At 41.6% G+C, this 25,493-nt stretch carries 20 protein-coding genes and 1 tRNA gene; 6 read left to right on the top strand and 15 right to left on the bottom strand.

The genetic code is table 11. From position 1 onward, the window contains the following. Positions 1-147: 147 nt before the first annotated feature. Positions 148-1,338 carry a multidrug effflux MFS transporter gene (locus tag F0227_RS18415; protein WP_345775814.1) on the bottom strand — a complete coding sequence of 397 codons (1,191 nt, stop codon included), beginning with the start codon at positions 1,336-1,338 and terminating at the stop codon, positions 148-150. A gap of 108 nt (positions 1,339-1,446) precedes the next feature. Here F0227_RS18415 and F0227_RS18410 point away from each other — a divergent pair, with 108 nt between their 5' ends. Together F0227_RS18410 and F0227_RS18405 are read left to right on the top strand one after the other, a co-directional pair. Then, positions 1,447-2,406 (top strand): LysR substrate-binding domain-containing protein, encoded by a 960-nt coding sequence (locus F0227_RS18410; RefSeq protein WP_171754709.1) that lies wholly within the window; start codon positions 1,447-1,449, stop codon positions 2,404-2,406. A gap of 30 nt (positions 2,407-2,436) precedes the next feature. Further along, positions 2,437-4,239, top strand: a complete 1,803-nt coding sequence (locus F0227_RS18405) for an aminopeptidase P family protein (protein ID WP_171754708.1) — start codon at positions 2,437-2,439, stop codon at positions 4,237-4,239. 116 nt (positions 4,240-4,355) lie between these two features. Here the strand turns inward: F0227_RS18405 and crcB are convergent, their stop codons facing one another. The 4 genes from crcB to ftnA form a co-directional block, all read right to left on the bottom strand. After that, positions 4,356-4,739 carry a fluoride efflux transporter CrcB gene (crcB, locus tag F0227_RS18400; RefSeq protein WP_171754729.1) on the bottom strand — a complete coding sequence of 128 codons (384 nt, stop codon included), beginning with the start codon at positions 4,737-4,739 and terminating at the stop codon, positions 4,356-4,358. 394 nt (positions 4,740-5,133) lie between these two features. Further along, on the bottom strand, positions 5,134-6,318 hold the full coding sequence (locus tag F0227_RS18395) for an aminoacetone oxidase family FAD-binding enzyme (RefSeq protein ID WP_171754728.1): 1,185 nt from the start codon (positions 6,316-6,318) through the stop codon (positions 5,134-5,136). Between the two features lie 103 nt (positions 6,319-6,421). Continuing rightward, positions 6,422-6,745 carry a universal stress protein UspB gene (uspB, locus tag F0227_RS18390; RefSeq protein ID WP_171754707.1) on the bottom strand — a complete coding sequence of 108 codons (324 nt, stop codon included), beginning with the start codon at positions 6,743-6,745 and terminating at the stop codon, positions 6,422-6,424. A gap of 69 nt (positions 6,746-6,814) precedes the next feature. After that, positions 6,815-7,342 (bottom strand): non-heme ferritin, encoded by a 528-nt coding sequence (gene ftnA / locus F0227_RS18385; RefSeq protein ID WP_171754706.1) that lies wholly within the window; start codon positions 7,340-7,342, stop codon positions 6,815-6,817. 255 nt (positions 7,343-7,597) lie between these two features. On the opposite strand from ftnA, the gene F0227_RS18380 reads away from it, so the two are divergent. Further along, positions 7,598-8,026 (top strand): universal stress protein, encoded by a 429-nt coding sequence (locus F0227_RS18380; RefSeq protein ID WP_171754705.1) that lies wholly within the window; start codon positions 7,598-7,600, stop codon positions 8,024-8,026. Positions 8,027-8,087: 61 nt separating this feature from the next. On the opposite strand, the gene F0227_RS18375 is transcribed toward F0227_RS18380, so the two are convergent. From F0227_RS18375 to F0227_RS18365, 3 genes are all read right to left on the bottom strand, one after another. After that, a complete protein-coding gene (locus tag F0227_RS18375) occupies positions 8,088-8,585 on the bottom strand; it encodes a hypothetical protein (RefSeq protein WP_171754704.1) in 498 nt (165 codons plus the stop codon). 119 nt (positions 8,586-8,704) lie between these two features. Further along, positions 8,705-9,487, bottom strand: a complete 783-nt coding sequence (locus F0227_RS18370) for a class I SAM-dependent methyltransferase (protein WP_171754703.1) — start codon at positions 9,485-9,487, stop codon at positions 8,705-8,707. 20 nt (positions 9,488-9,507) lie between these two features. Continuing rightward, positions 9,508-12,633 carry an ABC transporter substrate binding protein gene (locus F0227_RS18365; RefSeq protein ID WP_171754702.1) on the bottom strand — a complete coding sequence of 1,042 codons (3,126 nt, stop codon included), beginning with the start codon at positions 12,631-12,633 and terminating at the stop codon, positions 9,508-9,510. Positions 12,634-12,783: 150 nt separating this feature from the next. Between F0227_RS18365 and asnC the strand changes: the two genes are divergently transcribed. Further along, entirely contained in the window at positions 12,784-13,245 is a 462-nt protein-coding gene (gene asnC, locus F0227_RS18360; RefSeq protein ID WP_171754701.1) for a transcriptional regulator AsnC, read from the top strand. Positions 13,246-13,348: 103 nt separating this feature from the next. On the opposite strand, the gene prlC is transcribed toward asnC, so the two are convergent. Next, the gene (gene prlC / locus F0227_RS18355) at positions 13,349-15,391 is read right to left on the bottom strand and encodes an oligopeptidase A (RefSeq protein ID WP_171754700.1); all 2,043 of its coding nucleotides are present in this window, start codon (positions 15,389-15,391) and stop codon (positions 13,349-13,351) included. A gap of 133 nt (positions 15,392-15,524) precedes the next feature. Here prlC and F0227_RS18350 point away from each other — a divergent pair, with 133 nt between their 5' ends. Both F0227_RS18350 and gorA read left to right on the top strand, forming a co-directional pair. Further along, the gene (locus tag F0227_RS18350; protein WP_171754699.1) at positions 15,525-16,364 is read left to right on the top strand and encodes a 23S rRNA (adenine(2030)-N(6))-methyltransferase RlmJ; all 840 of its coding nucleotides are present in this window, start codon (positions 15,525-15,527) and stop codon (positions 16,362-16,364) included. Positions 16,365-16,429: 65 nt separating this feature from the next. Then, the gene (gorA, locus tag F0227_RS18345) at positions 16,430-17,785 is read left to right on the top strand and encodes a glutathione-disulfide reductase (protein WP_171754698.1); all 1,356 of its coding nucleotides are present in this window, start codon (positions 16,430-16,432) and stop codon (positions 17,783-17,785) included. Between the two features lie 119 nt (positions 17,786-17,904). Here gorA and F0227_RS18340 read toward each other — a convergent pair whose 3' ends face one another. From F0227_RS18340 to F0227_RS18315, 6 genes are all read right to left on the bottom strand, one after another. Beyond that, positions 17,905-18,840, bottom strand: a complete 936-nt coding sequence (locus F0227_RS18340) for an SPOR domain-containing protein (protein ID WP_171754697.1) — start codon at positions 18,838-18,840, stop codon at positions 17,905-17,907. A gap of 123 nt (positions 18,841-18,963) precedes the next feature. Beyond that, a complete protein-coding gene (locus F0227_RS18335) occupies positions 18,964-19,902 on the bottom strand; it encodes an ABC transporter permease (protein WP_171754696.1) in 939 nt (312 codons plus the stop codon). A 2-nt stretch (positions 19,903-19,904) separates the two neighbouring features. Continuing rightward, the gene (locus F0227_RS18330) at positions 19,905-20,882 is read right to left on the bottom strand and encodes an ABC transporter permease (RefSeq protein WP_171754695.1); all 978 of its coding nucleotides are present in this window, start codon (positions 20,880-20,882) and stop codon (positions 19,905-19,907) included. Between the two features lie 200 nt (positions 20,883-21,082). Continuing rightward, positions 21,083-22,636 carry an ABC transporter substrate-binding protein gene (locus tag F0227_RS18325; RefSeq protein ID WP_171754694.1) on the bottom strand — a complete coding sequence of 518 codons (1,554 nt, stop codon included), beginning with the start codon at positions 22,634-22,636 and terminating at the stop codon, positions 21,083-21,085. A 131-nt stretch (positions 22,637-22,767) separates the two neighbouring features. Beyond that, positions 22,768-24,477, bottom strand: coding sequence for an ABC transporter ATP-binding protein (locus F0227_RS18320; RefSeq protein WP_171754693.1), 1,710 nt, complete (start codon positions 24,475-24,477; stop codon positions 22,768-22,770). Positions 24,478-25,196: 719 nt separating this feature from the next. Beyond that, a tRNA-Pro gene (locus tag F0227_RS18315) sits at positions 25,197-25,273 on the bottom strand. Positions 25,274-25,493: the final 220 nt, after the last annotated feature.

Here is a 25,493-nt window from a genome sequence, read left to right as displayed (position 1 = left end):
TACATTTTGTTTGAACGCTAAATATACACCTTATTCCGTGGTAGTAAAACAGGTGTCGACTATTTAACTCAATTATCTTTATTTTTACATATTAGTTGCTTATCTAATTACATTAATTAATAAGTTGGACTAAAAATATTAAGTACACTACCCCGTATAAGATTCGTGCCACTGTTTACCCAACTTACTAACCAGTATTATCAACGCAGGTGCAATAAGCATCATCTGCAGTGATATCGTCATCTGAAGAGTGAGATCAAACCTTTGTAAGGTGCCAACCAATAAGCCAGCACCACTCATTTGAAACAATCCCAATAGAGCAGCTGCGGTTCCCGCTTTATCTCCAAATGGAGCAAGCGCTTTACCAGCAGCAGCCCCTAAAATGAGAGCAAAACTAGTCGATGATATAAATATTGGCAGCATAAACGCCCATGCATATTCATTACTTGGCAATATCAACATGAGTCCACTGGCTAGTAACATCATGCTAATGCCAACAATGAGAGCGCGTTTAGTGCCCAATTTATCCATCAATTTAGGTGCAGAAAAAGCAGAAATGATATTAAACACCGCATTGGCTCCGAACCAGTACGTGAACTCATTCATCGTTAAACCAAGCTGCTTCATAAGTACGATTGGTGCCGCAGTTACGTAAGCTAAGATCACCGCCATTGCCAACATACAAAGTGAAGCGTGAAAGGTAAAAGTGGGGTTTCTTAGAACCGCTAGATACCTGTTCAGCTTGAAATACGAGTTACCCGACTCCTGCTTCGGATTCGTTTCCTTCATTGAGATGAGTAGCACCGTGCCAATTACTGCCGCATATAAGGCCATAAAGCTGAAATTGCTTCGCCATCCAAGTTGTTGTGTTAAGTAACTACCTAAAATTGGAGCTAATGCAGGAATAAAACAGATCGCACCATTCAGGTAGCTGATCATTTTGCCACTCTTCTCAGGGCCAAACATGTCTCTCACTGTAGCAAATGCAGCAACCGATGTTGCACATGCGCCTAGCCCCTGAAGCAGTCTTGCTACGAGTAGCCACTCGATATTGATAGACCACCACGCAAGTAAAGAACTTAATCCGTAAATGGCTATACCGGTTATGGCTACCGACTTTCTTCCATACTTATCAGCTAACGGTCCAGCAAAAATCTGCCCAATACCCATTGAAAATAGGAACCAAGTAATGGTGTCTTGTACCATTGCATGTTTCACGTGAAACATATCTGCGATCATAGGAAGAGCAGGTAGATAAATATCTATTGCTAAGGGGCTAAACAGAACCAAACTAACCAGCATCACTACTTGCCACTTATTAATATTAGTATTACTCACCTAGACACCTTCATCCTACATTACAATTTGGACACGAAGTTTACATGGCTACTGATATGCAAGGAAATGGCTTATACTCATTGCTATTATTCCTAGATGGAAATTCAGGTGAGCATAGACAAATTAGCAAGAATAGATTTAAACCTTTTGGTTTGTCTAAAAGTTCTATTCGAAGAAGAGAATGTTACCAGAGCCGCTGAGAAACTCTGCCTAAGTCAATCTGCAATGAGTAAGTCATTAGCTAAATTACGGGTACAATTTAATGACCCTCTTTTCACTCGTACCTCTCACGGTTTAAAGCCTACTTCTAGAGCGCAAGCAATTAAACCAAAGCTAAACGCATTGGTTAATCAGTTAAGTGAAATTCACGGGCCCGACAAATTTGAACCCCATTTATCGAATCGCCGATTTAATATCGCGTTAGTAGAAAGTGGATATCCCTTAATCCTCCCCCACTTTCTTCCTTCTCTTTTTGTCGAAGCGCCAAATATTAAAATTAGTACTCATATCTGGGATGACTCCACTTTTAACAAGTTAAAAACTGGAGAGTTAGATATCGGTATTACCGGAAAAGATATTCAGTTTTCCGACGCAGCTCTGACAATGCATCCACCTCAAGGTATAAGTGAGCATGTACTTTACCAAGATAATCAGGTTTGTGTGGTTAGAAAGGATCACCCTGTTCTCCAACAAGAGTGGGATCTGCCTAAATACCTTTCATTAAGACACGTACAAGTACGTTGCGATGGTAACGAGAAATGGCTACTAGACTTCAAGCTAGCCAATTTAAATCTACATCGAGATGTCGCAATTACCGTTCCCGATTTTAATAGCGCAGCAAGCTTATGTACCTATACTGATTTCGTGTTTACCGCACCCAGTCACTTCTCAAATCTTGTCGCCAAGCACTTTGACTTAGTTGTGTTGCCACTACCTCTTGAGTTTCCACCTATGGCGTATACACTATTTTGGCATAAGGATAATCAGGCTGATCCAGCTTTAGACTGGCTAATCAAGATAATAGAAAAACGAACATTACACCTTGGACAATCTACCCATCAAGAGTAGATATAGACGAATTAGATAAAGGATTCAGATATGCTTTCAACTATAGAATCACGTGTTCATGCTATAAGAGAATGGCTGCTAACAAGTGATTTAGACGCTTTGATCATACCCCATGAAGATGAATTTCTTGGCGAGTATTTGCCAGCAAGAAACGAACGATTGTTATGGGCAACCGGATTTACTGGTTCCGCGGGGGTTTCAGTTATAACAAAAACGGACGCAGCAATATTTGTTGATGGACGCTACACCGTTCAGGTCCAAAAACAAGTGCCAGCGGATATTTTTGAGTATCGTCACTTGGTAGATGAACCTATCCAACAATGGCTAGCTAACAGAGCAGACGCCCTGTCTAAGGTCGCCTTTGATGCGCGCCTACATACTGGTGTGTGGCTACAAAGAACAAAAGTGTCTCTACCGGAGTCAATCACATTAGTTCCTTTAGAGTCCAACCCTATAGATGCCCTCTGGCAGGACAGACCTGATTTTGCCAACTCACCAATTAGATTACTTGATATCACATCAGTTGGTATTAATAGCTTAGACAAGCGGAACTCCATTGCTCAATCTCTAAGAGAACAACACGCAGATACCGCTATCATTACCCAACTGGACGCTATCTGTTGGTTGCTTAACATTCGAGGATTAGATGTCCCTCGCCTTCCAGTTGTGTTATCTCATGCCCTGCTATATTCAGATGGTTCGTTAGATCTATTTGTAGACCCATCAAGAGTGCCAGATACACTCAATAACCATGTTGGGGTTGGCGTTCAAGTCTATAACCCTAAAGAGCTGGAAAATCGACTCCATATGCTTAAAGGCAAAAACGTCATTATAGACCCGTCAAGCAGTAACGCATGGTTTGAAATGAAGCTTATAGAAGCAGGTGCAACCATTACAAAATCTGACGACCCTTGCTCTCTACAAAAAGCCGTCAAAAACTCAGTGGAAATAGACGGAATGAAGGCGTGCCACATTCGCGACGGCGCTTCGATGGTGACATTCCTACATTGGTTAGACAATGAAGTCGAGAAGGGTCAACTGCATGACGAAGCGGTTCTTTCGGACAAATTGGAGCAAATCCGTCGTCTGGATGATAGCTTAGTCGATTTAAGTTTTGACACTATTTCCGCAGCAGGTGACAACGCGGCCATGTGTCATTACAACCATAACGACCAAGAGCAGCCGGGTCGTCTAACAAACAACTCTCTTTACTTAGTGGATTCTGGTGGTCAGTACTTAAATGGAACCACCGACATCACTAGAACCATCGCCATTGGCGAGCCAAATGATGAAATGAAGAAACAGTTTACACTGGTGCTTAAAGGGCATATTTCCTTGTCATCTGCTCTATTCCCGAAAGGAACAAGTGGTCATCAACTTGATGCGCTAGCCAGACAACACTTATGGCAATATGGATTCGATTTTGATCACGGCACAGGTCATGGTGTTGGCCATTTCTTGAGTGTCCATGAAGGCCCGCAAAGCATATCAAAAAGACCAATCACAGTAGCACTTCAAGCAGGTATGGTGGTCTCTAACGAACCTGGCTACTACCGTGCAGATCATTTTGGTATCCGTATAGAGAACTTAGAATTGGTAGTAGAAAAAGAGACTGGCGGTGATTTTGTTGCCCTAGGCTTCGAATCACTAACACGGTGCCCTATTGATAAGCGCAACATTGTCGTTTCGATGTTGACAGACAAAGAGGTAGATTGGCTAAACAAATACCATCGACAAGTATGGAATGACGTTAGTCCGTTGGTTAGTGAGGATGCTAAAATTTGGCTTAGCTCAGCAACATCACCTATTACACCTGAAGATTCTACAAACTAGACATAAAGCTTGAAACACATTCGGCTTTGTGACGTGTTGTTCACTAATACTTTCCAGCACAAAGCAATACGCCGCAACAAATGTTGCGGCGTATTATGTTTCACGTGAAACATCTTCTACCCTTTGAACAGAATCTGAAATCCAATCCAAGCAGCAGAAATACTTAAAGTAACATTAAGTAGTACATTTAATCCCATCTTAAAAAATGCTCCCTGTTGCATTAACAACACATTGTCCATCGAAAAGGTCGAAAATGTGGTGAGTGCACCTAAAAATCCAAGGCCAATAATTTGCCTCCAAGGTTCTGTCGCAAGTAGCTCATTTTCGAAAGCGGCAATTAATAATCCCATAATGAAGGAGCCAACAACGTTTACCGTTAGCGTGCCGTATGGGAATCCTCGGCCAAGAAGAACAACACATAATTCTGAAATAAGATAACGAGAACAGGCACCGAAAGCACCACCGATAGCAATAAAACCCAAAATGGTAAGTTGACCCATAACGCCCTCAAAAATACGAAAAGACATGACACAGTTGCCACGATGAAAATAACAACACAATAAAAATTCGGCTATTTCTAACCAAATCGACCTGACCTATTCGTCGCCAAACTTGTGTCTAGTAAAACAGATATATTGTCAGAATGAATAAAACATCGCAAACGAAGAAAAATATCGCCAATTATTTTAAAGCGACTTATATCGGCTAACAGCCTAATACCTCTGCTTGTTAGTACTGAGAACAAGAGAACGGCGACAAAATAACCAAAAAAAACAACACAGTTAGCCACGAAGAATGCTCAGAATAAAAATGTTACAGGAGTCACTTTTATAGCTTACCAACAGAGAAAACGACGATTAAGTTATAAAAAACCATTTGTTATTATCATTTAAACTATACGTTCTGCCCTGCGACAAAACCGCTACTCCAGCAGAACTGAAAATTATAGCCGCCAAGATGCCCTGCAACGTCCAACACTTCTCCAACAAAGTAGAGACCAGCAACAGACTTACATTCCATTGTTTTAGATGAGATACCATCAGTATCTACTCCACCTAAAGTTACCTCTGCGGTTCGGTACCCTTCCGTACCATTAGGCAAAACTTTCCAGTTATGAAGTTTTTCAGAGATAGAATGTAATTGATTCCCGGCAAATTGTTTTAAAGGCTTATCATCGATCTCTTCCCTACTAATCAGCATCTCCACCAAGCGTTTAGGTAAAACCTTAGCCAGTGTGTTCTTTAATGATTGATTGGGATGTTTCTTAACCGCTTCGGCTAACAGTAAAGCAGTATCTACCTCAGGCAACAAATCAATCGTAATGTATTGACCTGCCGTCCAGTAAGAAGAGATCTGTAACACTGATGGTCCCGACAAACCTCGGTGAGTAAACAGCAAAGCCTCTTTAAACGTCTGCCCATTTGTTGCGGTGATCTCCACTGGTATCGCGATACCAGATAACGCAGCCATATGTTCCTTGTCTTCCTTATGCAAGGTAAACGGTACAAGTGCAGCCCTTGTTGTAACGACCTTAAGGCCGAACTGTTCTGCAATTTGATAACCGTATGAGGTCGCGCCAAGTTTAGGCATAGATAGCCCCCCAGTCGCGATAACCAAGGAATTACATTGAATCAGGTCATTATCCACTTCAAGTAAAAAACCATCCTGAGAAGGGTTTATAGAAGCTATCTGGGCTTGGTAACGAAATGAAACGGACTTATTGCATTGATCCAGTAGCATGTTGACGATCTGTTTAGCAGAATCGATACAGAACAGCTGACCATGCTCGCGCTCTTCAAATGCAATGTTATAGCTAGAAACTAAAGAGATGAAATCCCAATTGCTGTATTGAGACAAACAAGATTTAACAAAGTGAGGGTTCTGACAAAGGTAGTTATTAGCACTAACGTCATAGTTGGTAAAGTTACATTTACCGCCACCAGATATTAGTATTTTCCGTCCGGGCTTTTTAGCATGATCTAAAACCAAAACTGAACGGTTTCTTTTACCGGCCTGCGCCGCACACATTAACCCAGCAGCTCCAGCACCAATAACGACAACATCAACCTTTTTCAATATTCGCAACCCCCAAAATAAACAAAAGGATGTACGCTAACGTACACCCTTCATACTAGGGTCACATTCTAACTTCTCTTGTACAACTTGCCAAATGGCAAAGTTATCAAACTAAGAAGGAAGCAAGTAAAGTCACGCCAATTAAGGCAACAAATAAAATAAAAAGCTCTCTGACCTTAACACACTTGCTAACAAATACATCATCATGATGATGAAGATACTCTCTGTCCTTCAGGTAATGAAACAGTCTGACTTGTTTCACTACGTTACCATGAGTGGTAAAGAAGCCGCCACCATCGACTTGCTGATAAAGTAATGGGTGTGCTTCGCGCATAACATAAATAAGAGAGCGCAATGCGGTTAAATACCGCGCTAGGTTTACGCTTACGATTATCATAAGCGTAAATATAATTGTATCTCCACTGATCATCTTCTCCTCCCTACATCTTCTAAGATGCCGAAAGAGAAGACAAATCTGCTTCCCTATTTGCTGAATATGCTATTCAGCGGCGACATCCATCACTGAAGATGAACCTTCTTGTGCCATTGCTGCCAGGTCCTTATCGATAAAGAATAGTGCTTTACCATCTTCACCAACTAGTTCTAGCTTGTCCAATATCCCTTTAAACAATTTCTCTTCTTCATGCTGTTCAGCAACGTACCACTGTAAGAAATTGAACGTTGAGTAGTCTTGAGATGTAAACGCAACATGAGCCAGTTTATTGATTCGTTCCGTAATCATTTGTTCATGTTCGTAAGTCTCACGAAACACTTCCCCAAGGCCTGCAAAATCAAATTTAGGAGCTTCAATAGCACCCAAAATTGGCATAGCGCCTGTCTCACTAACATAAGTAAACAGTCGCTGCATGTGCTCCATCTCTTCCTTGGCGTGAGCTCTTAAAAACAGAGCCGCACCATCAAAACCGTTATCTTCACACCAAGCACTCATTTGTAAGTATAGATTGGATGAGAAAAATTCTAGGTTAATTTGCTCATTTAATTGATCGATCATTGTCTGAGATAGCATGAAAGCTCCTTTTTAACAGGGATAAACCCAATTTTTAACTTTAGTCTAATAGGTGCTAAATAGACGTCGATAACACCTAATGAGAGATCTAATGATTCACTGGTAATCACAATTTGAATAAAACTATACCATGTTCCTATCGTTATCACCGAAAGCAAATCTATAAATAAGACGATGTTATGAGATCGTAACTGCAAAAAAAATCTCAGTTAGCTGCTAATCTATTTATATTGGCCCTGAAATGGAGGTAGTCTAATGAGTTATAAACATATTTTGGTCGCAATTGATCTTTCTGATGAGAGCAAAACCTTAATAGAGAAAGCGGTAGCACTCGCAAAACCATTAGAAGCAGACGTGTCTTTTATTCATATCGATGTAAATTACGCAGAGATATACACTGGCTTAATTGATATCAACCTAGCCGAGACACAAAATCATGCGATGGAAGCATCCCTAGAACAACTAAAAACCTTAGCAGAGCATGCTAACTTTCCGATTAAACATACTTTAGTCGGAAGTGGCGATTTAGGTTATGAATTAAAAGATGCAATACGAGATAAAGAGGTCGATCTGGTTATATGCGGTCACCATCAGGATTTTTGGAGTATGATCCTATCTTCCACTAAACAGCTTCTAAATAGTGTTCCCATCGATATGCTGGTCGTTCCTCTGCATGATGAGTGACAAGTTAGATAAATAGCTACAAGACGCATAGGGGCCTATCGGGCCCCTAACTTAAATACCGTTAATGCAACTGCTTGGCCGTACTCTCTGAAGGATGCTTCACTGCGACCGTTGTCAACTTATCTGTTTCAACTTCTAGCTTCGCAAACTGCTTTTTGATTTTCTTCTGTTTCTTAAGCAACTGTTTCTGTTTTTTTGCCAGCACTTTTAGCCGCTTATGATACTTTTTCTGTTTCTTAAGTGATTTCTTTGCTTTCACTACCGCTAACTTATCGACTAAGCCATTCGCTAGGTGACTCGGCATATCAGCATCAAAACTCACAGGTTCTATAGGTAATAAACGCGTTTGTCCCTCACTAGCAGAAGCGTGGTCACCACACGATAACGAATGATGACTTGATGCCGAAGGCACTGCGGTAGGTTTGCATAAGCTTTGTTTATCAGAAGAAGAGCGAGCACATGAACGACACAAAAATTTTGGTTGTAAAACTAAACTATGGATAACGTTTAGATTATCCGCTATCTCTACTCGGTTATATTTACACAATCTTTTTGTCATAACGACCACCACATAATGTCATTGTAAACACTCTCAGAAAACAGTTCAAAATGTTGATTGAGAATTATTAACAATTAGGTATACAGTGTTCAGTATGGTAATTCAAGTTTTGCAGCAAATTAACTGGCTTTCATTGCCTCTTTTACGTAAACATCAAATCGATTTTTTCTCGTCTCTATTGCCATGGTAGGTTTTTCGTCGTCTAACCAACCTGCATAGCTGGGCCTTTTCACCACGACTCTCTTCGTTGCCAGTACCAACGCTGGCTTTAACAGTCCGTCAGCGTCGTCATCAGCACCAACGAGGGACTGAAATACTCTCATCTCTTTTTTAATCTGCGCTTTTCTTTTCCCCTCAGGATGAGGGTACATAGGATCCAGATACACCACATCCGGCCGGACGAAGTCTTTATCATCGGCTAGGTTGTGTAAAATGGTATGACTGGATTGATGAATCATAGACAACCTTTCGGACACCCAGCCACCAATTTCAGCATCACATTTCGCACGACTCAAACCGTCATCTAATAATGCCGCGACAACAGGGTTACGCTCAACCATCTGCACGTAACAGCCAAGAGAAGCCAGTACAAAGGCATCTCGCCCTAACCCTGCGGTAGCATCCAATACTGTAGGAACAACCCCTTTATTCAAGCCTGCTGCCTTCGCTATTGCTTGTCCTTTTCCACCGCCGAATTTACGCCGATGAGCCACAGCACCACCGACAAAATCCACATAAATTGCCCCTAACTTCTCTTCATCTAGCTTACGCAATTCTAGACGACTATCTGTTAATACCAGAGCAAGTTCTCCGGATTGATCGGACAACAACCCCCACTTTGACGCTAGAGAAGAGATATTGTGTTCTCGCCCTTCGGCTTCACAAAGCAACTGAATTCGCAAAAAATGGACTCCAAATATAATTACATCGGTGCAGAGCGTAGCTCTTCGACAAGTTCATTTAGGGGCTTAGGCTTGCTAATAACATACCCTTGAGCATAATCGACCCCTAGCTCAATTAAGTTGGCGATAATATCACTATTTTCGACAAATTCAGCAACGGTTCGCTTACCCATCTGTTTCGCTAAATCGTTAATAGAACGTACCATAATATAATCGGTCTCATTCACGTCCATATCACGGACAAATAGACCATCTATTTTCACTATATCTACAGGTAGTTTTTTTAAGTAACCAAATGATGAAAGCCCAGAACCGAAGTCATCTAATGCAATACAGCAGCCTAACTGTTTTATCTTACTAAACAGCTCAATAGCTTGTTTCATATTCCCCATTGCCGCGGTCTCAGTGATCTCAATACATATTTTATGATTAGGAACAGTGCTATGTTCGATAATATCTAACAAGAAATCGACAAAAGCTCGATTACCCATTGATTGACCAGATAAATTAATGGAACACATACCCAGTTCATCAAAACGAGTAAAATTGGTTTCAAGCCAGGTTAATGTCTTAGTAACAACCGCCTTATCAATCAGGTGAGCAATATTGTATTTCTCAGAAGCAGGCATAAAAATACCGGGGGAGATAACATTATTGTCTGCATCTTGGATTCTGACTAAAATTTCAAAGTACATTGTAGACATCTGCTGCTCTTCTGAAAGCGGCAATATTCGCTGTGCATATAACGTCAGTCGGTCGTTAGCGAGCGCTTCATGGACAATGTTTACACTCTCCATTTCAAGCTGTCTTTGTCGTAACTCTTCGTCATCTTGGTGGTACAAATGAAACCTATTTCTTCCTTCATCTTTGGCAGCATGACAAGCGGTATCCGCTTGAGCATGTACCATTTGCGGAGACTCAGCAGTATGGTCAATTAAACGTATACCGATTGAGCAAGAAATATTGATGGTTAGTTGGTCCCAGTTAAAGGCCTTGCTACCGAAACCATTGATAATCAATTTAGCAATTTTTATCGCATCAGCTTGGGTGCAGTCTCTTAACAGGACGGCAAATTCATCCCCCCCCATTCGCGACAACACCGAATTATAAGGAAGAACTGACTCAACAATCATCGCCGAAAACTTAATAGCGGCATCACCAGCATCATGGCCGGCGGTATCATTTAGCACCTTCAACTGATCAAGATCTAAATACAACATTGCATGTGTACGTAAGTTATCACTTACTTCGCTTATAGATTGTACTAACTCTATTTCAAAATGGTTACGATTAAAGGTTTCTGTTAATAGATCATAACGCGCTTGGTACTCAAGCTTCTCTGTTAAACTGTGAACTTCTGTAATGTCTTCTCCCACCAGCAAATACTGCCCCGAACTGCTAAGTGAGCGAACATTTTCCCTAATCCATAAGTGGCTATTATTATGATGACGATATCGAATTTCTCGCTTTCTAATACCGTTAATTGACTGCAATGGATCCGCAATAGTACTCTGAACCGGTTCTGCATCTTGATCGACATATAGCTCATTTAACTTATGGCCGAGAAGATCAATTTCTGCATACCCTAGTAATTCTGTTGCAAAGCGATTAATGGCTTGAATTCTAAAGTGGCTATCGAGCGTCAGCATCATAATAGGCTGTTGCTCATAATAATTACGCATTGACGCTTCTCGCTCGATCAGTTTTTGCTGAGCCAGCTTGCCTTGAGTAATATCGTTCGCTTCCATCAAGAATTGTGGTTTCTTAGCTGTTCCAGCAGGAAGCGCACTTATCACCACGTCGAGCAATACATTACCAGAACGCTTGCATAGCGCTTCTAACTCAAACCGAGTTGAGGATGACATCTCATCGGCAAAAAACTGTTTAAACGCTTCTTTTCCATTGTTTTGCCAAGCAGTAAAGTGCCAAATAGGCGGCTCTAATTCAGCGCCTCTTTCAAATAACAGATCGTGAAGTTTATGATTACTAGAAATGACTCGCCCATCTTCACCCAAAATAGCAATGTATTGCTGACTTTTTTCCAGAACAGACTCAATAAGCATCTGGCTTCTTCGCGCACTTGCTTCACTCATGGCGATACGGCGAAGATAGTAAAGAAGCACCACAATAACAGCGAACATAATTGCAAATAGAATCAACACCAACTGCACTTGCTTACTCATAGAGTCTGGCTTGTTGATCAAGGTAACAGCATTGTTATCCTCAATATTTAGCCCCCAATGCATCAGTGCTTGGTAATCTAGAACCGTTGCTGGCGTAGCGTAACGAACATGGGGTAGTGACCCCTGTTCACTTGCCAATGCATCCACTACAAGCTCTCCTGTAGAGCGACCTTGTGATAAGCTGTTATGAACAACTCCGCCGACGGCTCCTTCCCCTAAGACGCTATCGTGAAAGACATAAACCGGCACAGACGCAATTTCATCCATGACTTTCCATACTTTTTCTTCATTACGAAATGCACTTTGATCTAGATAAAAGTTCCAAAACAGAACGGCACTATTCGAGGGAAGATGAGAAGTAAATTGCACCAGTTGCTGAAAGCTTTCGGGAACAAAATGTTCGACCAAGCTATCTTCATGCGGATTATTGGCTAAATACTTTTCAATGGAAGCACGAACACCACTCCCTGTCACTGACTGACCGGAAATGATATATATCTTTTCTACCTTAGGTTGTAGCCTCTGAATAAGCCCTATATTTCCAGCAACTTCTACCTTAGAAACCACGCCAGTTGCATTTAAATTGGCATGCATACTCGGAGAATAACCATTGATGCCACTAAATATCACCGGGGTATCTTTAATATAACTAGCAAGACGGTTAACTAGATTCAATGCGGTATTATCTACCACAACAATGGCCCGAAAACGCTCTCGTTGAAATTTCTGCTGATATAGCTGTATTAACTGCTGTAAATAGGCCTCAGATTGATGACGTTTAGTATCTAAGTAAACAACACGATTAACGATATTATTGCGTTCTAACACCTCACTTAAGCCTGATTGAAATTGATCAGACCAGGCATATCCCTGATGATATGACTGAATCACGAGTACGTCCTTTTCTTCAGCAAATAATACTGAGCTCCAGACTAAAATCAGTGTCATTACAAAAAATCGCACGTATATTTACTCATCCTCTGACAGATAACTTATTCACTTAGCAACAAATAATGAGCGCTAAGTAATGCAACGTAAAAGCAAGTATAGTATCACTGTTAATGATAAAATATACTTTCACTTATAACAGCTTCCAAACATTCAGGTTTAAATATGCACCCTAACGCAAGGCTAGACAACTTAGATCGCGACATTCTCAAAACGTTACTGGCCGATGCACGACGTCCATATGCCGAAATGGCTAAGCAATTTGACGTTAGTCCTGCCACAATTCATGTTCGTATCGAAAAAATGAAAGCATCTGGCATTATTGAAGGAACTGAAGTGATTGTTAACCCCAAGAAGTTGGGCTATGACGTATGTTGCTTTATCGGTATTAACCTTACAACGGCCAGAGATTATCACTCAGCACTCGATAAGCTAACGGCACTAGATGAAGTTGTTGAAGCGTATTACACCACTGGAGCTTACAATATTTTTGTGAAGCTAATGTGTAAATCTATCGAAGAGTTACAGCACGTATTAATTAACAAGCTACAAGCTATTGATGAAGTTCAGTCGACGGAAACGCTTATTTCTCTGCAAAATCCAATCAACAGAAATGTTAGCCCTTAACCGCAGCTAACTAACGTTTTTGTTTCAATATTGAGCAAAAAAGGGCAATTATGCCCTTTTTCTATTTATAACATTAACCGCAACAGAGCGTTAATCTAAGATGCTACACCTCAATACCAGAGTGCTTTAATAATGCATCTATACTCGGCTCTCTACCTCTAAAGCGTTTAAACAGCGTCATCGGTTCTTCACTGCCACCCATCTCTAAAATATGGGTTAAAAACTCATTTCCGGTTGCTTTATCAAAGATCCCTTGTTGTTCAAATTTAGAAAAAGCATCAGAAGAGAGCACTTCTGCCCACAAGTAGCTGTAATAGCCTGCGCTATAGCCACCAGCAAATATATGACTAAAGGCATGAGAGAATCGATTCCACTCTAAGCTAGGCAATACCGCGACTTTCGACTTCACTTCTTGCAAGGTCTCTAGAACCCTTGCTCCAATTTCAGGGTCATATTCAGTATGCAAAGTAAAATCAAACAAACCGAACTCTAATTGGCGCAAAATAAACATGGCCGACTGAAAGTTCTTCGCCGCCAACATTTTTTCTAACATATCGGTCGGTAACGGTTCACCAGTTAGATAATGTCCGGAAATAAACGCTAGCGCCTCTTCCTGCCAACACCAGTTTTCTAAGAACTGACTAGGTAGCTCTACCGCATCCCATGGAACCCCATTAATGCCTGATACCGATGAAACATCAATTTTTGTCAGCATATGATGTATTCCGTGCCCAAACTCATGGAATAAGGTGACCACTTCATCATGAGTAAACAGAGCCGGTTTATCCCCTACGGGCTTATTAAAGTTACAGGTTAAATAGGCGACTGGAGATTGCAGTTGACCGTCATGGGTGACTCGTCTTACTCGACACTCATCCATCCAAGCACCACCGCGTTTGTGCTCTCTTGCGTACAAATCTAAGTAAAAACTTCCTCTAAGCGTTCCATCACCATCAAAGATATCAAAAAATCGTACCGATTCGTGCCAAGTGTCCACGCCTTGCTTTTCTGTTACCGTCATACCAAATACTCGATTCAGCACTTCAAATAAGCCATTGACCACTCGTTTTTCAGGAAAATATGGACGCAGCTCTTCATCGGATATCTGGAACAGATGCTGCTTCTGTTTCTCGCTATAATAAGCGATATCCCATAGGTTCAGCTCAGTAACCTCAAATGCCTCTTTTGCGAATGCCGTTAACGCTTGCACCTCTTTTTCACCTTGAGGTTTCGCTTTCAGCGCCAAGTCATTTAAAAAACTCATCACTTGCTCTGGGGTTTCTGCCATCTTAGTCGCCAGAGACTTTTCACTGTAGGATGCAAAACCCAGCAATCGAGCGATTTCATGGCGAAGCTTCAACTGCTCAGCCATTATCTCTGTATTGTCCCACTCCCCAGCTGTTGGACCTCGATCTGATGCACGAGTAACATACGCTTCATACATCTCTTTTCTTAGGGCTTGATTGTCACAGTACGTCATTACAGGCAAATATGACGGCATATCAAGAGTAAGTAACCAGCCATCCAGCTCTTTAGCTTCCGCTGCCGCTTTGGCTGCTGCCATCGCAGACTCAGGAAGGCCTTGCAACTCTTGCTCATCGGTAATCTGTTTATTCCAGCCCATAGTTGCATCAAGAACATTGTTAGAGAACTGCGAACCTAACTCAGACATTCTTTTACTGATCTCACCATATCGATGCTGTTCATCCGCCGGCAAACCAATTCCCGACAGTTCAAAATCACGTAAGGCGTCGGTAATGCTTTTCTTCTGCTGCTGGCTTAATGCATCAAACGACTCACTCGCTCGAATAGCCTTATAGGCGTCATATAAGCCTTTGTGCTGCCCTACCCATGTGCCATATTCTGACAACAAAGGTAAACAACTCTCATAGGCTTCTCTTAAATCTGCGCTGTTCACCACTGAATTCATATGGCTCACAGGTGACCAAATTCTGCTAAGTCGATCATCAACTTCCGCTAATGGCGTGCAAATGGTATCCCAACTTGGGTTCTTATTATCTTGCAAAACCTGCTCTACTTTGACTCTACAATCAGCGATAGCTTGCTCTATTGCAGGTTTAACATGTTCTGGCTTAATTTGAGAAAATGGAGGTAAGTCGGAAAAATTGACGAGTGGGTTGGACATACGACATTCCTTTTTTAATTGGTATTATCTAAATGTAGGCTGCTTATACTGTTTTCAATAGTAGCGTATAATCAATGTTATTGATTTTTCATCTTCTATCACACTCTAATTCAGAGCGTTATGAGAGTCTAATTTGTTAAGTTACAGACACAATTTTCATGCGGGTAATCACGCAGATGTTTTAAAACATATTGTCCAAAGCCTTATTTTGGACAGCTTAAAAAACAAAGAGAAACCCTTTGTTTATCACGACACTCATTCTGGTGTTGGTCGTTATGATCTGACTCATGAGTGGGCAGAAAAAACCGGCGAATATAAACAAGGAATAGATCGAGTATGGCAGCAAAATGAATACCCTAGCGGCATTCAAAGTTACCTAGACTCAGTCCGCAAGCTCAACGAAGACTCAACCCTTCGCTATTACCCCGGTTCACCGCGGGTAGCCAGAGCTCAAATTCGCTCTCAAGATCGAATGATATTGACTGAACTTCACCCGAGCGACTTTCCTCTACTTGAACAAGAGTTTCATCGTGATAGACAGGTCAAGATCTACCACGAAGATGGCTTTAAACGTTTAAAAGCCAGTTTACCGCCAAAAGAGCGTCGTGGTTTAGTGCTTATCGATCCACCATACGAACTCGCCAAAGAGTACCGTGATGTCGTTACCGCAATAGCACAGAGCCATAAACGCTGGGCGACCGGTATTTACGCCATATGGTACCCGGTGGTTAATCGCTGCGATATTGACGATATGTTAGAAGGACTTCAATCACTCGGTATACCAAAAATATTACAGATAGAACTGGGCGTATCGGCTGATAGCAATGAACGAGGTATGACCGCATCTGGGATGATCATAATTAACCCTCCTTGGACGTTAGAAAAACAGATCAATGAAATTTTACCGTTTCTTAAGCAAGCAATTGCTCCGGTCACCGGTCACTATAAAGTAGAGTGGGTTGTTCCTGAATAATGTTGAACTTTTCAGCAATTGACCCAATATGATTACTACATAAAAAAGAAAAATTGGAGAAAGTAATGGCAACACATTTTGACTATATCTGTATTGGTGGTGGCAGTGGTGGCATTGCTTCAGCTAACAGAGCAGCGATGTATGGCGCAAAAGTCGCGCTAATTGAAGCAAAAGATCTCGGTGGTACATGCGTAAATGTAGGTTGTGTACCGAAAAAGGTAATGTGGCATGGTGCCCAAGTTGCCGAGGCGATCAACCTTTACTCAGAAGATTATGGCTTCGACGTTGATTATAAAGGCCTTAACTGGGATAAACTGGTCGAGAGCCGTCAAGCTTATATTGGCCGTATACATCAGTCTTATGACAATGTATTAGGTAATAACAAAGTTAATGTGATTAAAGGCTTTGCAAAGTTTGTTGATGCGAACACCGTTGAAGTCAACGGAGAGCAATACAGTGCCGATCATATTTTAGTAGCCGTTGGTGGCCGACCAAGCATTCCAAACGTTCCTGGTGCAGAGTACGGTATTGATTCTAACGGTTTCTTTGATCTTACCGAACAACCAAAACGCGTCGCGGTTGTGGGTGCAGGCTATATCGCTGTTGAAATCGCAGGTGTATTGCATGCGCTAGGCAGTGAAACACATCTGTTTGTGCGTAAGCAATCCCCTATTCGTACTTTTGACCCAATGATCATCGATACTTTAGTGGATGTAATGGCAGAAGAAGGGCCAACGCTGCACACCCATTCTGTGCCTAAAGAGATCATCAAAGAGCAAGATGGTAGCTTAACTCTTCACTTAGAGAATGGTGAAAGCCAAAATGTAGACACGCTAATTTGGGCGATAGGCCGTCATCCCGCCACCGATGCTATCAACTTAGCCGCAACGGGTGTTGAACTAAATGACCGTGGCTACATTAAAGTTAATGAGTACCAAGAGACCAACGTAAAAGGTATCTACTGCGTAGGCGATATCATGGAAGGGGGTATTGAGCTTACTCCGGTAGCCGTGAAAGCTGGACGTCAACTTTCTGAGCGTTTATTTAACAATAAACCAAACGCTAAGATGGATTATGAGTTGGTCCCGACGGTTGTGTTCAGTCACCCTCCTATCGGCACAATTGGCTTAACCGAACCAGAAGCGGTTGCGCAGTATGGTGAAGAGAATGTCAAAGTGTACTCATCGGGCTTTACTTCCATGTATACCGCAATCACTAAGCACCGCCAGCCATGCAAAATGAAGCTGGTTTGCGCGGGTGACGATGAGAAAGTGGTTGGGTTACACGGAATAGGCTTTACCGTTGACGAAATGATCCAAGGTTTTGCCGTCGCCATTAAGATGGGAGCCACTAAGGCTGACTTTGACAGCGTGGTAGCCATTCACCCTACGGGCTCTGAAGAGTTTGTAACAATGCGCTAAGCCATAATACTAAGGCCGTATTCTTCGCTTGCCACAGCGATGAATACGGCCTTTAATGGCGATATTCAAGATAGGCTATGGTTTACTGGAAACAAATAAAGCGAAATATCAACTTTATGTTACTTCACACAGACAACGTTCAGTAAAGATGTGCCTGTTAACTGAGTAACCTTACCACTGGTAAATAATCCTTTTTTGCCATCTCCCCAGTACGGAACATGAATAGGCCACTGTTTGTTTACCATCACTGTTGAGTTAATCAGTGCTCGCCACTCTTTAGTACTCACTAAACGCATCTGCTGGGATTCACACACTTGCTTTGCTTGCTTATAATCAAGACGGTTCCAGCCAATACCATATTCCATGTAATACTGAGCATTACCTTCCATTAAAAAAGGAATGGCGTAATACGCTTCTCCTATTTTGGCTTCACGACGAAGCACAATGCTTCCAACAGATGTTTTCTTTATTTTCTGATTACTGTTTGCCACTTTACTGACCGGCTCTGCTTTTCGCTTCGGCGCTGGCGGTGCGGCTTTAGCTTTCTTAGGTACCACTTTAGCTACGGGTGCTTTTGCAGGTGAGGGCTTTTTCTTCGGCTTCATGGTACTTTTTGGCTTGGTAATTTCATTCCCCACACTGCGTATAAATGCTTTCTTATACGCTTTTAACGTTTGAACCTGTTTCAGATCTTGATTTGCCGCTTTATAATTTTCATACGGCCCTACTAGACAACGAAAGCCTTTATCTTCTGGCTTCATCCACACATCGGTAGAAATTTTTCCATATAAACTTTTTGCAATTGATAAAGACATTGGCTTCGACATGAGTCCGCACTGTATCCAGAAGAAACCATCGTCTTTCACTGGGCGATTGCTTCCCCATAAACCATTACCTATGGGACACTCAGCAGACAGCAGTGGTAATTCACTGTTAGAGTTTTGTTTCGCTTCACAGACATACTTACTGGCATCCGCTGCAACAGCAGAATAGCTACCAATAACTGTGACGATAAACAGCAATACTCTCAAGTTTCTAACTAGAACACTAATCATATACGTATCTCTAAAATCTTTATCCATCAGTATGATATAGACTATTGAAAAATAAAAAAGAGCCACCTATAGGTGACTCTTCTAGTTTAGAAAGCTTTTTGGCTAAAGATCAATTGCTTTGGATCACCCTTTATAAATTTTAGGGTTAAATACATCACGTAACCAGTCACCAAGTAAATTAATTACCAATACTAATGTTACCAGTACAAATCCTGGGAAGGCTGTTATCCACCAAGCACCAGAGAAAATGTAGTTGAATCCAATGCTAATTAGCGCTCCCAACGAAGGCTGATCCACAGGCAGACCTAGACCAAGAAACGACAGCGCCGCCTCTGACATAATGGCGTTAGCAACCTGTACCGTTGAAATAACCAATATAGGAGACAAACAGTTTGGCAATATATGTCGGAACATAATCTTAGGCGCTCTAAAACCCATCACACGCGCCGCTTCCACATACTCTTTCTTCTTCTCTGCCAATACTGAAGCACGAATGGTACGGGCATACTGTGGCCACTCTGCCACACCAATGATGACCACCAGCATAATCACTGCATATTGACTATAAAACTCGCTACCAAAACTGGCTTTGAATATTGCCGAGACAATGATCGCCACCATCATGGTAGAAAATGATAACTGCACATCAGCAAATCGCATTAAGAAGCTATCAATACGACCACCAAAGTAACCAGCAGATAATCCGATAACAATACCAAGGAACAACTGTAACCCTACCGCAAGAAAACCGATAGTAAGTGACAATCGCGAGCCGTATAGCATGGTCGATAAAATATCTCGTCCCTGTTCATCGGTACCTAATAGGAATCGCTCATCACTGTCTTCCATCCACACAGGTGGCAGTTCTGAGTCCATAATATCGATAGACGAAAGGTCATAGGGATCACTTGGTGCAATTAATGGTGCAGCTAACGCAAATACCAAAAAGATCATAAAAACAGCAAAGCTGAACATGGCAACTTTGTCACGCAAGAAATAGTAAAGAAAATCCGATTCTTTAAAGCGCTGCCATGGACTAGGAACAGTGTTTGATTGATTCATCGTTATGCTCCTTTTCCAGTAAGATTTACCGTTGGGTTAATCACGCCATACAATAAGTCAACAATGGTATTGGTCACCACAAAAACAAGCCCCACAAAAATGACATAAGCCGTAATCAATGGCGTATCAACACGATTGATCGCTTCTAAAAATAGGAAACCAGTGCCGGGCCACTGAAAAACAGTTTCAGTTAGTATGGTATACGCAACCATGGTACCAATTTGAACGCCACCAACGGTTAATACTGGCAACATGGTGTTTTTCAATGCATGTTGGTAATAGATTTTCTTCATTGGCAAGCCTTTCGCTTTGCCGAATTTAATGTACTCAGAACTTAGCACTTCCAACATTTCTGAACGTACTAGTCGAATAAACAGCGGTAACATTATCGACGCCAATGCAATGCTCGGCAGTACTAGGTGCGCTAATCCGTCCAAGGTGAAATAACCCGATTCCCAGCCGAGTACATTCGCCGTCTCACCGCGACCATAAGAAGGCAGCCAGCCTAGCTCTATGGAGAATATATACATCAACATAATTGCGGTAAGAAATACTGGGATGGAGATACCGACACTACTCAGTGCCATAATCACCTTGGTAAAGAAACTTTTGGGGTGAATAGCAGAGTAAACACCAAGTGGGATAGACATCACCACAATAATTAGCGCTGCACCAAAAACCAACTCGAGTGTGGCAACTAATTTATCTAAAATCACTTCTGTTGCAGGTTTTTTAAAGAAGTAAGAAGTCCCTAAATCACCTTGCAAAGCGTTACTAACAAAGCGGCTGTATTTAGCCAAAAACGGGTCATTTAATCCAAGCTCATCACGCAAAGCTTGACGTTCCGCTTCAGAAACAGACTGGCCCACCAGCTCACGTAACGGATCTCCCAGGTTATCCTGAATAGAAAACGCAACTAAACTGATCACAAACATCACTATCAGTGCCTGATACAGGCGCTTGACCAGAAACGAAAACATTCCTTGCCCCTTAATAATCCATTATCTTCTTGTCAAAGAAGTTTTTCAGTCAATCTTCTGTCTAAAAATGGCGCTCAATCCGACTGAAATAAGATAGAGCACCATAAAACTTTCAACACATCCAAATCAATGAGTTAGATGTAAGTTGGTCTCTGAACACATAGGTGTTAAGTGTTCAGACACGCAACCTTTTAACATATTTACTTGACTACTAGGTCACCAAAATATGGGAAGTTCATACCATTAATGATTGGACCAATTTCTACGTTGCTCTTAGCTGCCCAAGAAGGATCTTGCCAATGCAATGGAACAAATGCAGCTTCATCATATAGTGTTGCTTCAACTTGTTTCAGAGTCGCGCTACGTTTCTTAAGGTCTGTTTCGGCATTAGTCCCAATAACCATTTTATCTAACTCAGCATTAGAGTAACCACCACAGTTATATTGACCTTTACCTGTCGCTTCATCACGAGTCATCGTTAAGAACTCAGAGAAGTTTGCGGAATCTTCTGTATCTGGGTGCCAGCCGATCATCAACATATCTGCAGCACACTTATCAAACTCAGGCCAGTATTGCGCTTTAGGCATGGTTTTTAGGTCTACTTTAATGCCAATCTTAGACAGCATCGCTGAAACCGCTTGAGCAATCTTCGCGTCATTCACGTAACGGTTGTTTGGAGCCATCATGGTGAGTGAGAAGCCATTTTCATAACCCGCTTCTTTCATCAGCGCTTTGGCTTTCTTCAGGTCGTAACGAGGTTTAAGATCTTCATTGTAACCGGCATAACCAACTGGGCTTTGCTGAGCCGCCGCCGTTGCTGCACCTTTCATGATTTTCTTAGTAATACCTTCATTATTCACGGCATAAACAATAGCTTGACGAACACGTACATCTTTCAGTGCTTCGTTACTATTTTGGTTCATTTGGAATGTGATGATACGTGTACCCGGCATTGTGTACAGGTCAACATTGCTTGCATTTTCAATACGCTTGTAGTCGTTAGGAGCCACTGGCGCAATCATATCAACGTCACCAGAAAGAATAGCAGCTACTCGAGTTGCATCTTCTTTAATCGGTACAAGTGTTAGTTTATCAACGTTACCTTTTGAAGCTGTATCCCAGTAATCAGCGAAACGTTCAAATTCAACCTTAACGCCTTGCTCACGAGAAGTGATCGTAAATGGCCCAGTACCGGAAACGTTAGTCGATGCATAAGAGTTACCATGCTTCACTAGCTCGTCTTTAGATTTGCCGTCTTCCGTTTTACCTGAGTAGAACTTGCTATCCATTGGGAAAATGTAAGTTGCTACGTTTTCGATGAGTGGATAAGTACCGTCCGTTTTTACTTCAACAGTATAATCATCAACTTTCGTCAAAGAGACTAAAGGAGCAAAGATACCTTTAAAGTCTGGCGATGATTTTAGACGAGCAAAAGTCCAAACAACATCATCCGCAGAGAAAGTATTGCCCGAATGGAATTTCACGCCTTTACGAAGAGTAAAGCGCATCGTTTCGTTATCAATACGCTCCCATGACTCAGCTAGACGCGGCTCAAAATCCATTTCTTGAGTAAAACGTACTAGAGGGTCAAATACCATATGGGACATCTGAAGTGTACCGCCTGAAAGTTGTTCATGCGGATCTAGTGATACTGGGTCTGCGGCATATCCCACTGTGATGTCAGCGGCTGCAGCTCCAAAACTCAGGCCAGCAGCCATTAGAGCAACTGCTAATTTAGTCTTGATGGTTCTCATTGCATAACTCCTTATGCGGGAATTCATATCCCTGTTTGTTGTTTTGCTAGTGTTTAGGTGATTAATCTAAAGTAATTTGCTTACTCAAGAATCAATTTACTACCTCAGCAACGGCTGCCAAGATAGAAAAATTAAGCGATATCTTCTCTTAACCCTGTAAATTCAGGCATTAGAGATATTAGTTGTTTACTGTATTCATGCTGAGGGTCATTAAAAAGCTGCTCTGTAGGCGCGACTTCCAACAATTTCCCCATCTTCATAACACCAATTCGATCACACATTTGACGTATTACCGGCAAATCATGGCTTATGAAAAGCATTGTCAGGTTTAACTCATCCTGTAAGTCTTTCAATAAGTTCAAGATTTGCGCCTGTACCGACACATCTAAAGCAGAGGTAGGCTCATCACAAATAAGCAGACGAGGTCGAGTCGCAAGTGCGCGCGCAATGGAGATACGTTGACGCTGACCACCAGAAAACTCATGCGGATATTTAAGGCCGGCCATACGTCCCAACCCTACATGGTCAAGCAGATCATGAACAATCTCACGAGTTTGAGCCTCGTTGCGGGTCAGTTTATGGAAACGAATAGGCTCTGCGATGATATCGAAGATTTTCATGCGAGGGTTCATTGACGTATACGGATTCTGGAAAACCATCTGCATCTGACGACGCATTGGACGGCGCTCTTTTTCCGACTTCAATCCTGTCAGGTCGATTCCCTCAAACGTCACTTTCCCCGCATTAGGCTCATATAATCCAGCAATAACACGAGCGATCGTTGATTTGCCGGAACCGGACTCGCCAACCAAACCAAATGTTTCACCTTCATGTACTTCAAAGCTCACATCATCAGATGCTTGCACATACTCTCGACGACTCTCAAAGAGAGAATCCTTAGTAACAAAACGGAGGTGTACATTTTCCACATTAAGAAGTGGGCCAGTATAAGCACGTTGGTCTTGGCTCTGGCCTAACCAGTGGTTTTTTACATCTAAAGGCGCCATTTCTGCCGCTTCTTCAATATAACTAACCAGAGGAAAGCGATCTAATTTTCTGTCTGAACGAGGGACAGCGGAAATAAGGCTTCGAGTATAGGAGTGATCAGGGTCGCCAAGTACCTTGTCAGTATTACCGAACTCAACCAAATCACCGCGATACATAACCGCTACTTTATCAGTGACATTCGATACAACACCCATATCATGGGTTACCAACATGCAACCTACATTATTTTTAACGCAAAGGTCTCGGATAAGGGAAAGAATTTGGTCTTGAATTGATACATCTAACGCTGTGGTAGGTTCATCGGCAATAATTAGGTCTGGCTCACCAGCCAGTGCTATCGCGATAACTACACGCTGTCTCATACCACCAGAAAACTGATGTGGAAACTGCTTTAATCGATTCTCAGGCTGAGGAATACCAACCTGATTCATTAATGAAAGTGAACGCTGATACGCTTCTTCATCAGAAACATTCATATTCGCATGAATAGTTTCTTTAAGCTGATGCTCAACGGTAAACAAAGGGTTCAACGAGGTCATTGGATCCTGAAAAATAAACCCAATTTTTGAACCGCGAACCTTTCTCATTTCTGACGACGATAATCCTGAGATTTTTTCACCATCAAGGAAAACTTCACCATCAGCAATTAAGCCAGGAGGGCTCAATAAATCGATAACGGCATTACCGACCGTTGATTTACCTGCACCTGATTCACCTACAACACCAACGATCTCACCTCGTTCAACATTAAACGAAAGTTCTTTTACCGCGGCATGCACACCATGCCTTGACGGATATTCGATCCGAAGGTTTTTTACTTCTAAAAGAGACATTACCAGACCTCTACTGCGGCGCTACTGCCTTGTCTGCAAACATTGAATCCATTCATTACCAGAATAAAGTCCTGATAATCTGATAGCTATTCAATTTGGCAAATAATTCACGAAAAAGCAACAAATATAGAATAAAAAAGTGTATTACGTCCGTTTTAAAGCATGGGAAATCAATATTTATTCATTATTCATTCATTTTATTCGCTCAGGCCAAACAGATAACCGCTCTCACATAGACCAAAAACAAAGAACATATCACTACAAAAACAACAATACACAGTAAAAGCAAAAGGTAATACAAACGTCTAATTTTGAATTTTTATTCTATTTGTTATTTAACAAGCAAGTTACATATACTTTGTTACATAAAAAAAATAGAGTAAATAACCAATTAAGCAAAGATAGGCAGACTTTATAGTCATACGTACTAATAAAAGATAATACCAACAACCAGCTACGACTATTTATGAAAAGAGCGGATATCTCTATTTAGTGCATTTATCATACAAAGCAGTTTTTTATAAAGAGGTGCAATAATAAATCATTTTCTAGTGACGAAAAAATCCTTACTACTCGTGTAGTCATAACGATATTTAATTGATACAAGCTTGTTGAGTAACATCATTGATTTTATATAGACAAAAACGCTCTCCAATACTTGCTATGCATTTTGTTATGACGAAAAAAAAACCCCGTCTTACGACGAGGTTTCTTTAATATGGTCGGTGAAGAGGGATTCGAACCCCCGACCCTCTGGTCCCAAACCAGATGCGCTACCAAGCTGCGCTATTCACCGAAATATTCTGTTGCTTGTTTAGAATTTCGTACCGAGGGTCACCCTCTAGTCCCGCTATTCCAAACTTCAGGATGCGCTACCAAGCTGCGCTATTCACCGAAATATTTTGTTGCTTGTTCAAAATTTGCTATTTCATCTCGACTTTCATCAAGACAGGAAGCGAATGCTACCTAAATAAATGGGGTGGCTAACGAGACTTGAACTCGCGACAACCGGAATC

It is taken from the genome of Vibrio sp. 99-8-1 (genome assembly GCF_013114595.1).
In the GTDB taxonomy this organism is placed as follows: domain Bacteria; phylum Pseudomonadota; class Gammaproteobacteria; order Enterobacterales; family Vibrionaceae; genus Vibrio.
The sequence above is the reverse complement of the archived record's forward strand: the minus strand, read 5'-3'. Positions and strand labels throughout refer to the sequence as shown.

Coding starts and splice junctions, on each gene's coding strand:
- F0227_RS18380 (WP_171754705.1), top strand. CDS start 7,598: ATGAGTTATAAACATATTTTGGTCGCAATTGATCTTTCTGATGAGAGC.
- ftnA (WP_171754706.1), bottom strand. CDS start 7,342: ATGCTATCTCAGACAATGATCGATCAATTAAATGAGCAAATTAACCTA.
- F0227_RS18375 (WP_171754704.1), bottom strand. CDS start 8,585: ATGACAAAAAGATTGTGTAAATATAACCGAGTAGAGATAGCGGATAAT.
- F0227_RS18335 (WP_171754696.1), bottom strand. CDS start 19,902: ATGAATCAATCAAACACTGTTCCTAGTCCATGGCAGCGCTTTAAAGAA.
- F0227_RS18325 (WP_171754694.1), bottom strand. CDS start 22,636: ATGAGAACCATCAAGACTAAATTAGCAGTTGCTCTAATGGCTGCTGGC.
- prlC (WP_171754700.1), bottom strand. CDS start 15,391: ATGTCCAACCCACTCGTCAATTTTTCCGACTTACCTCCATTTTCTCAA.
- F0227_RS18405 (WP_171754708.1), top strand. CDS start 2,437: ATGCTTTCAACTATAGAATCACGTGTTCATGCTATAAGAGAATGGCTG.
- F0227_RS18340 (WP_171754697.1), bottom strand. CDS start 18,840: ATGATTAGTGTTCTAGTTAGAAACTTGAGAGTATTGCTGTTTATCGTC.
- gorA (WP_171754698.1), top strand. CDS start 16,430: ATGGCAACACATTTTGACTATATCTGTATTGGTGGTGGCAGTGGTGGC.
- uspB (WP_171754707.1), bottom strand. CDS start 6,745: ATGATCAGTGGAGATACAATTATATTTACGCTTATGATAATCGTAAGC.
- asnC (WP_171754701.1), top strand. CDS start 12,784: ATGCACCCTAACGCAAGGCTAGACAACTTAGATCGCGACATTCTCAAA.
- F0227_RS18330 (WP_171754695.1), bottom strand. CDS start 20,882: ATGTTTTCGTTTCTGGTCAAGCGCCTGTATCAGGCACTGATAGTGATG.
- F0227_RS18320 (WP_171754693.1), bottom strand. CDS start 24,477: ATGTCTCTTTTAGAAGTAAAAAACCTTCGGATCGAATATCCGTCAAGG.
- crcB (WP_171754729.1), bottom strand. CDS start 4,739: ATGGGTCAACTTACCATTTTGGGTTTTATTGCTATCGGTGGTGCTTTC.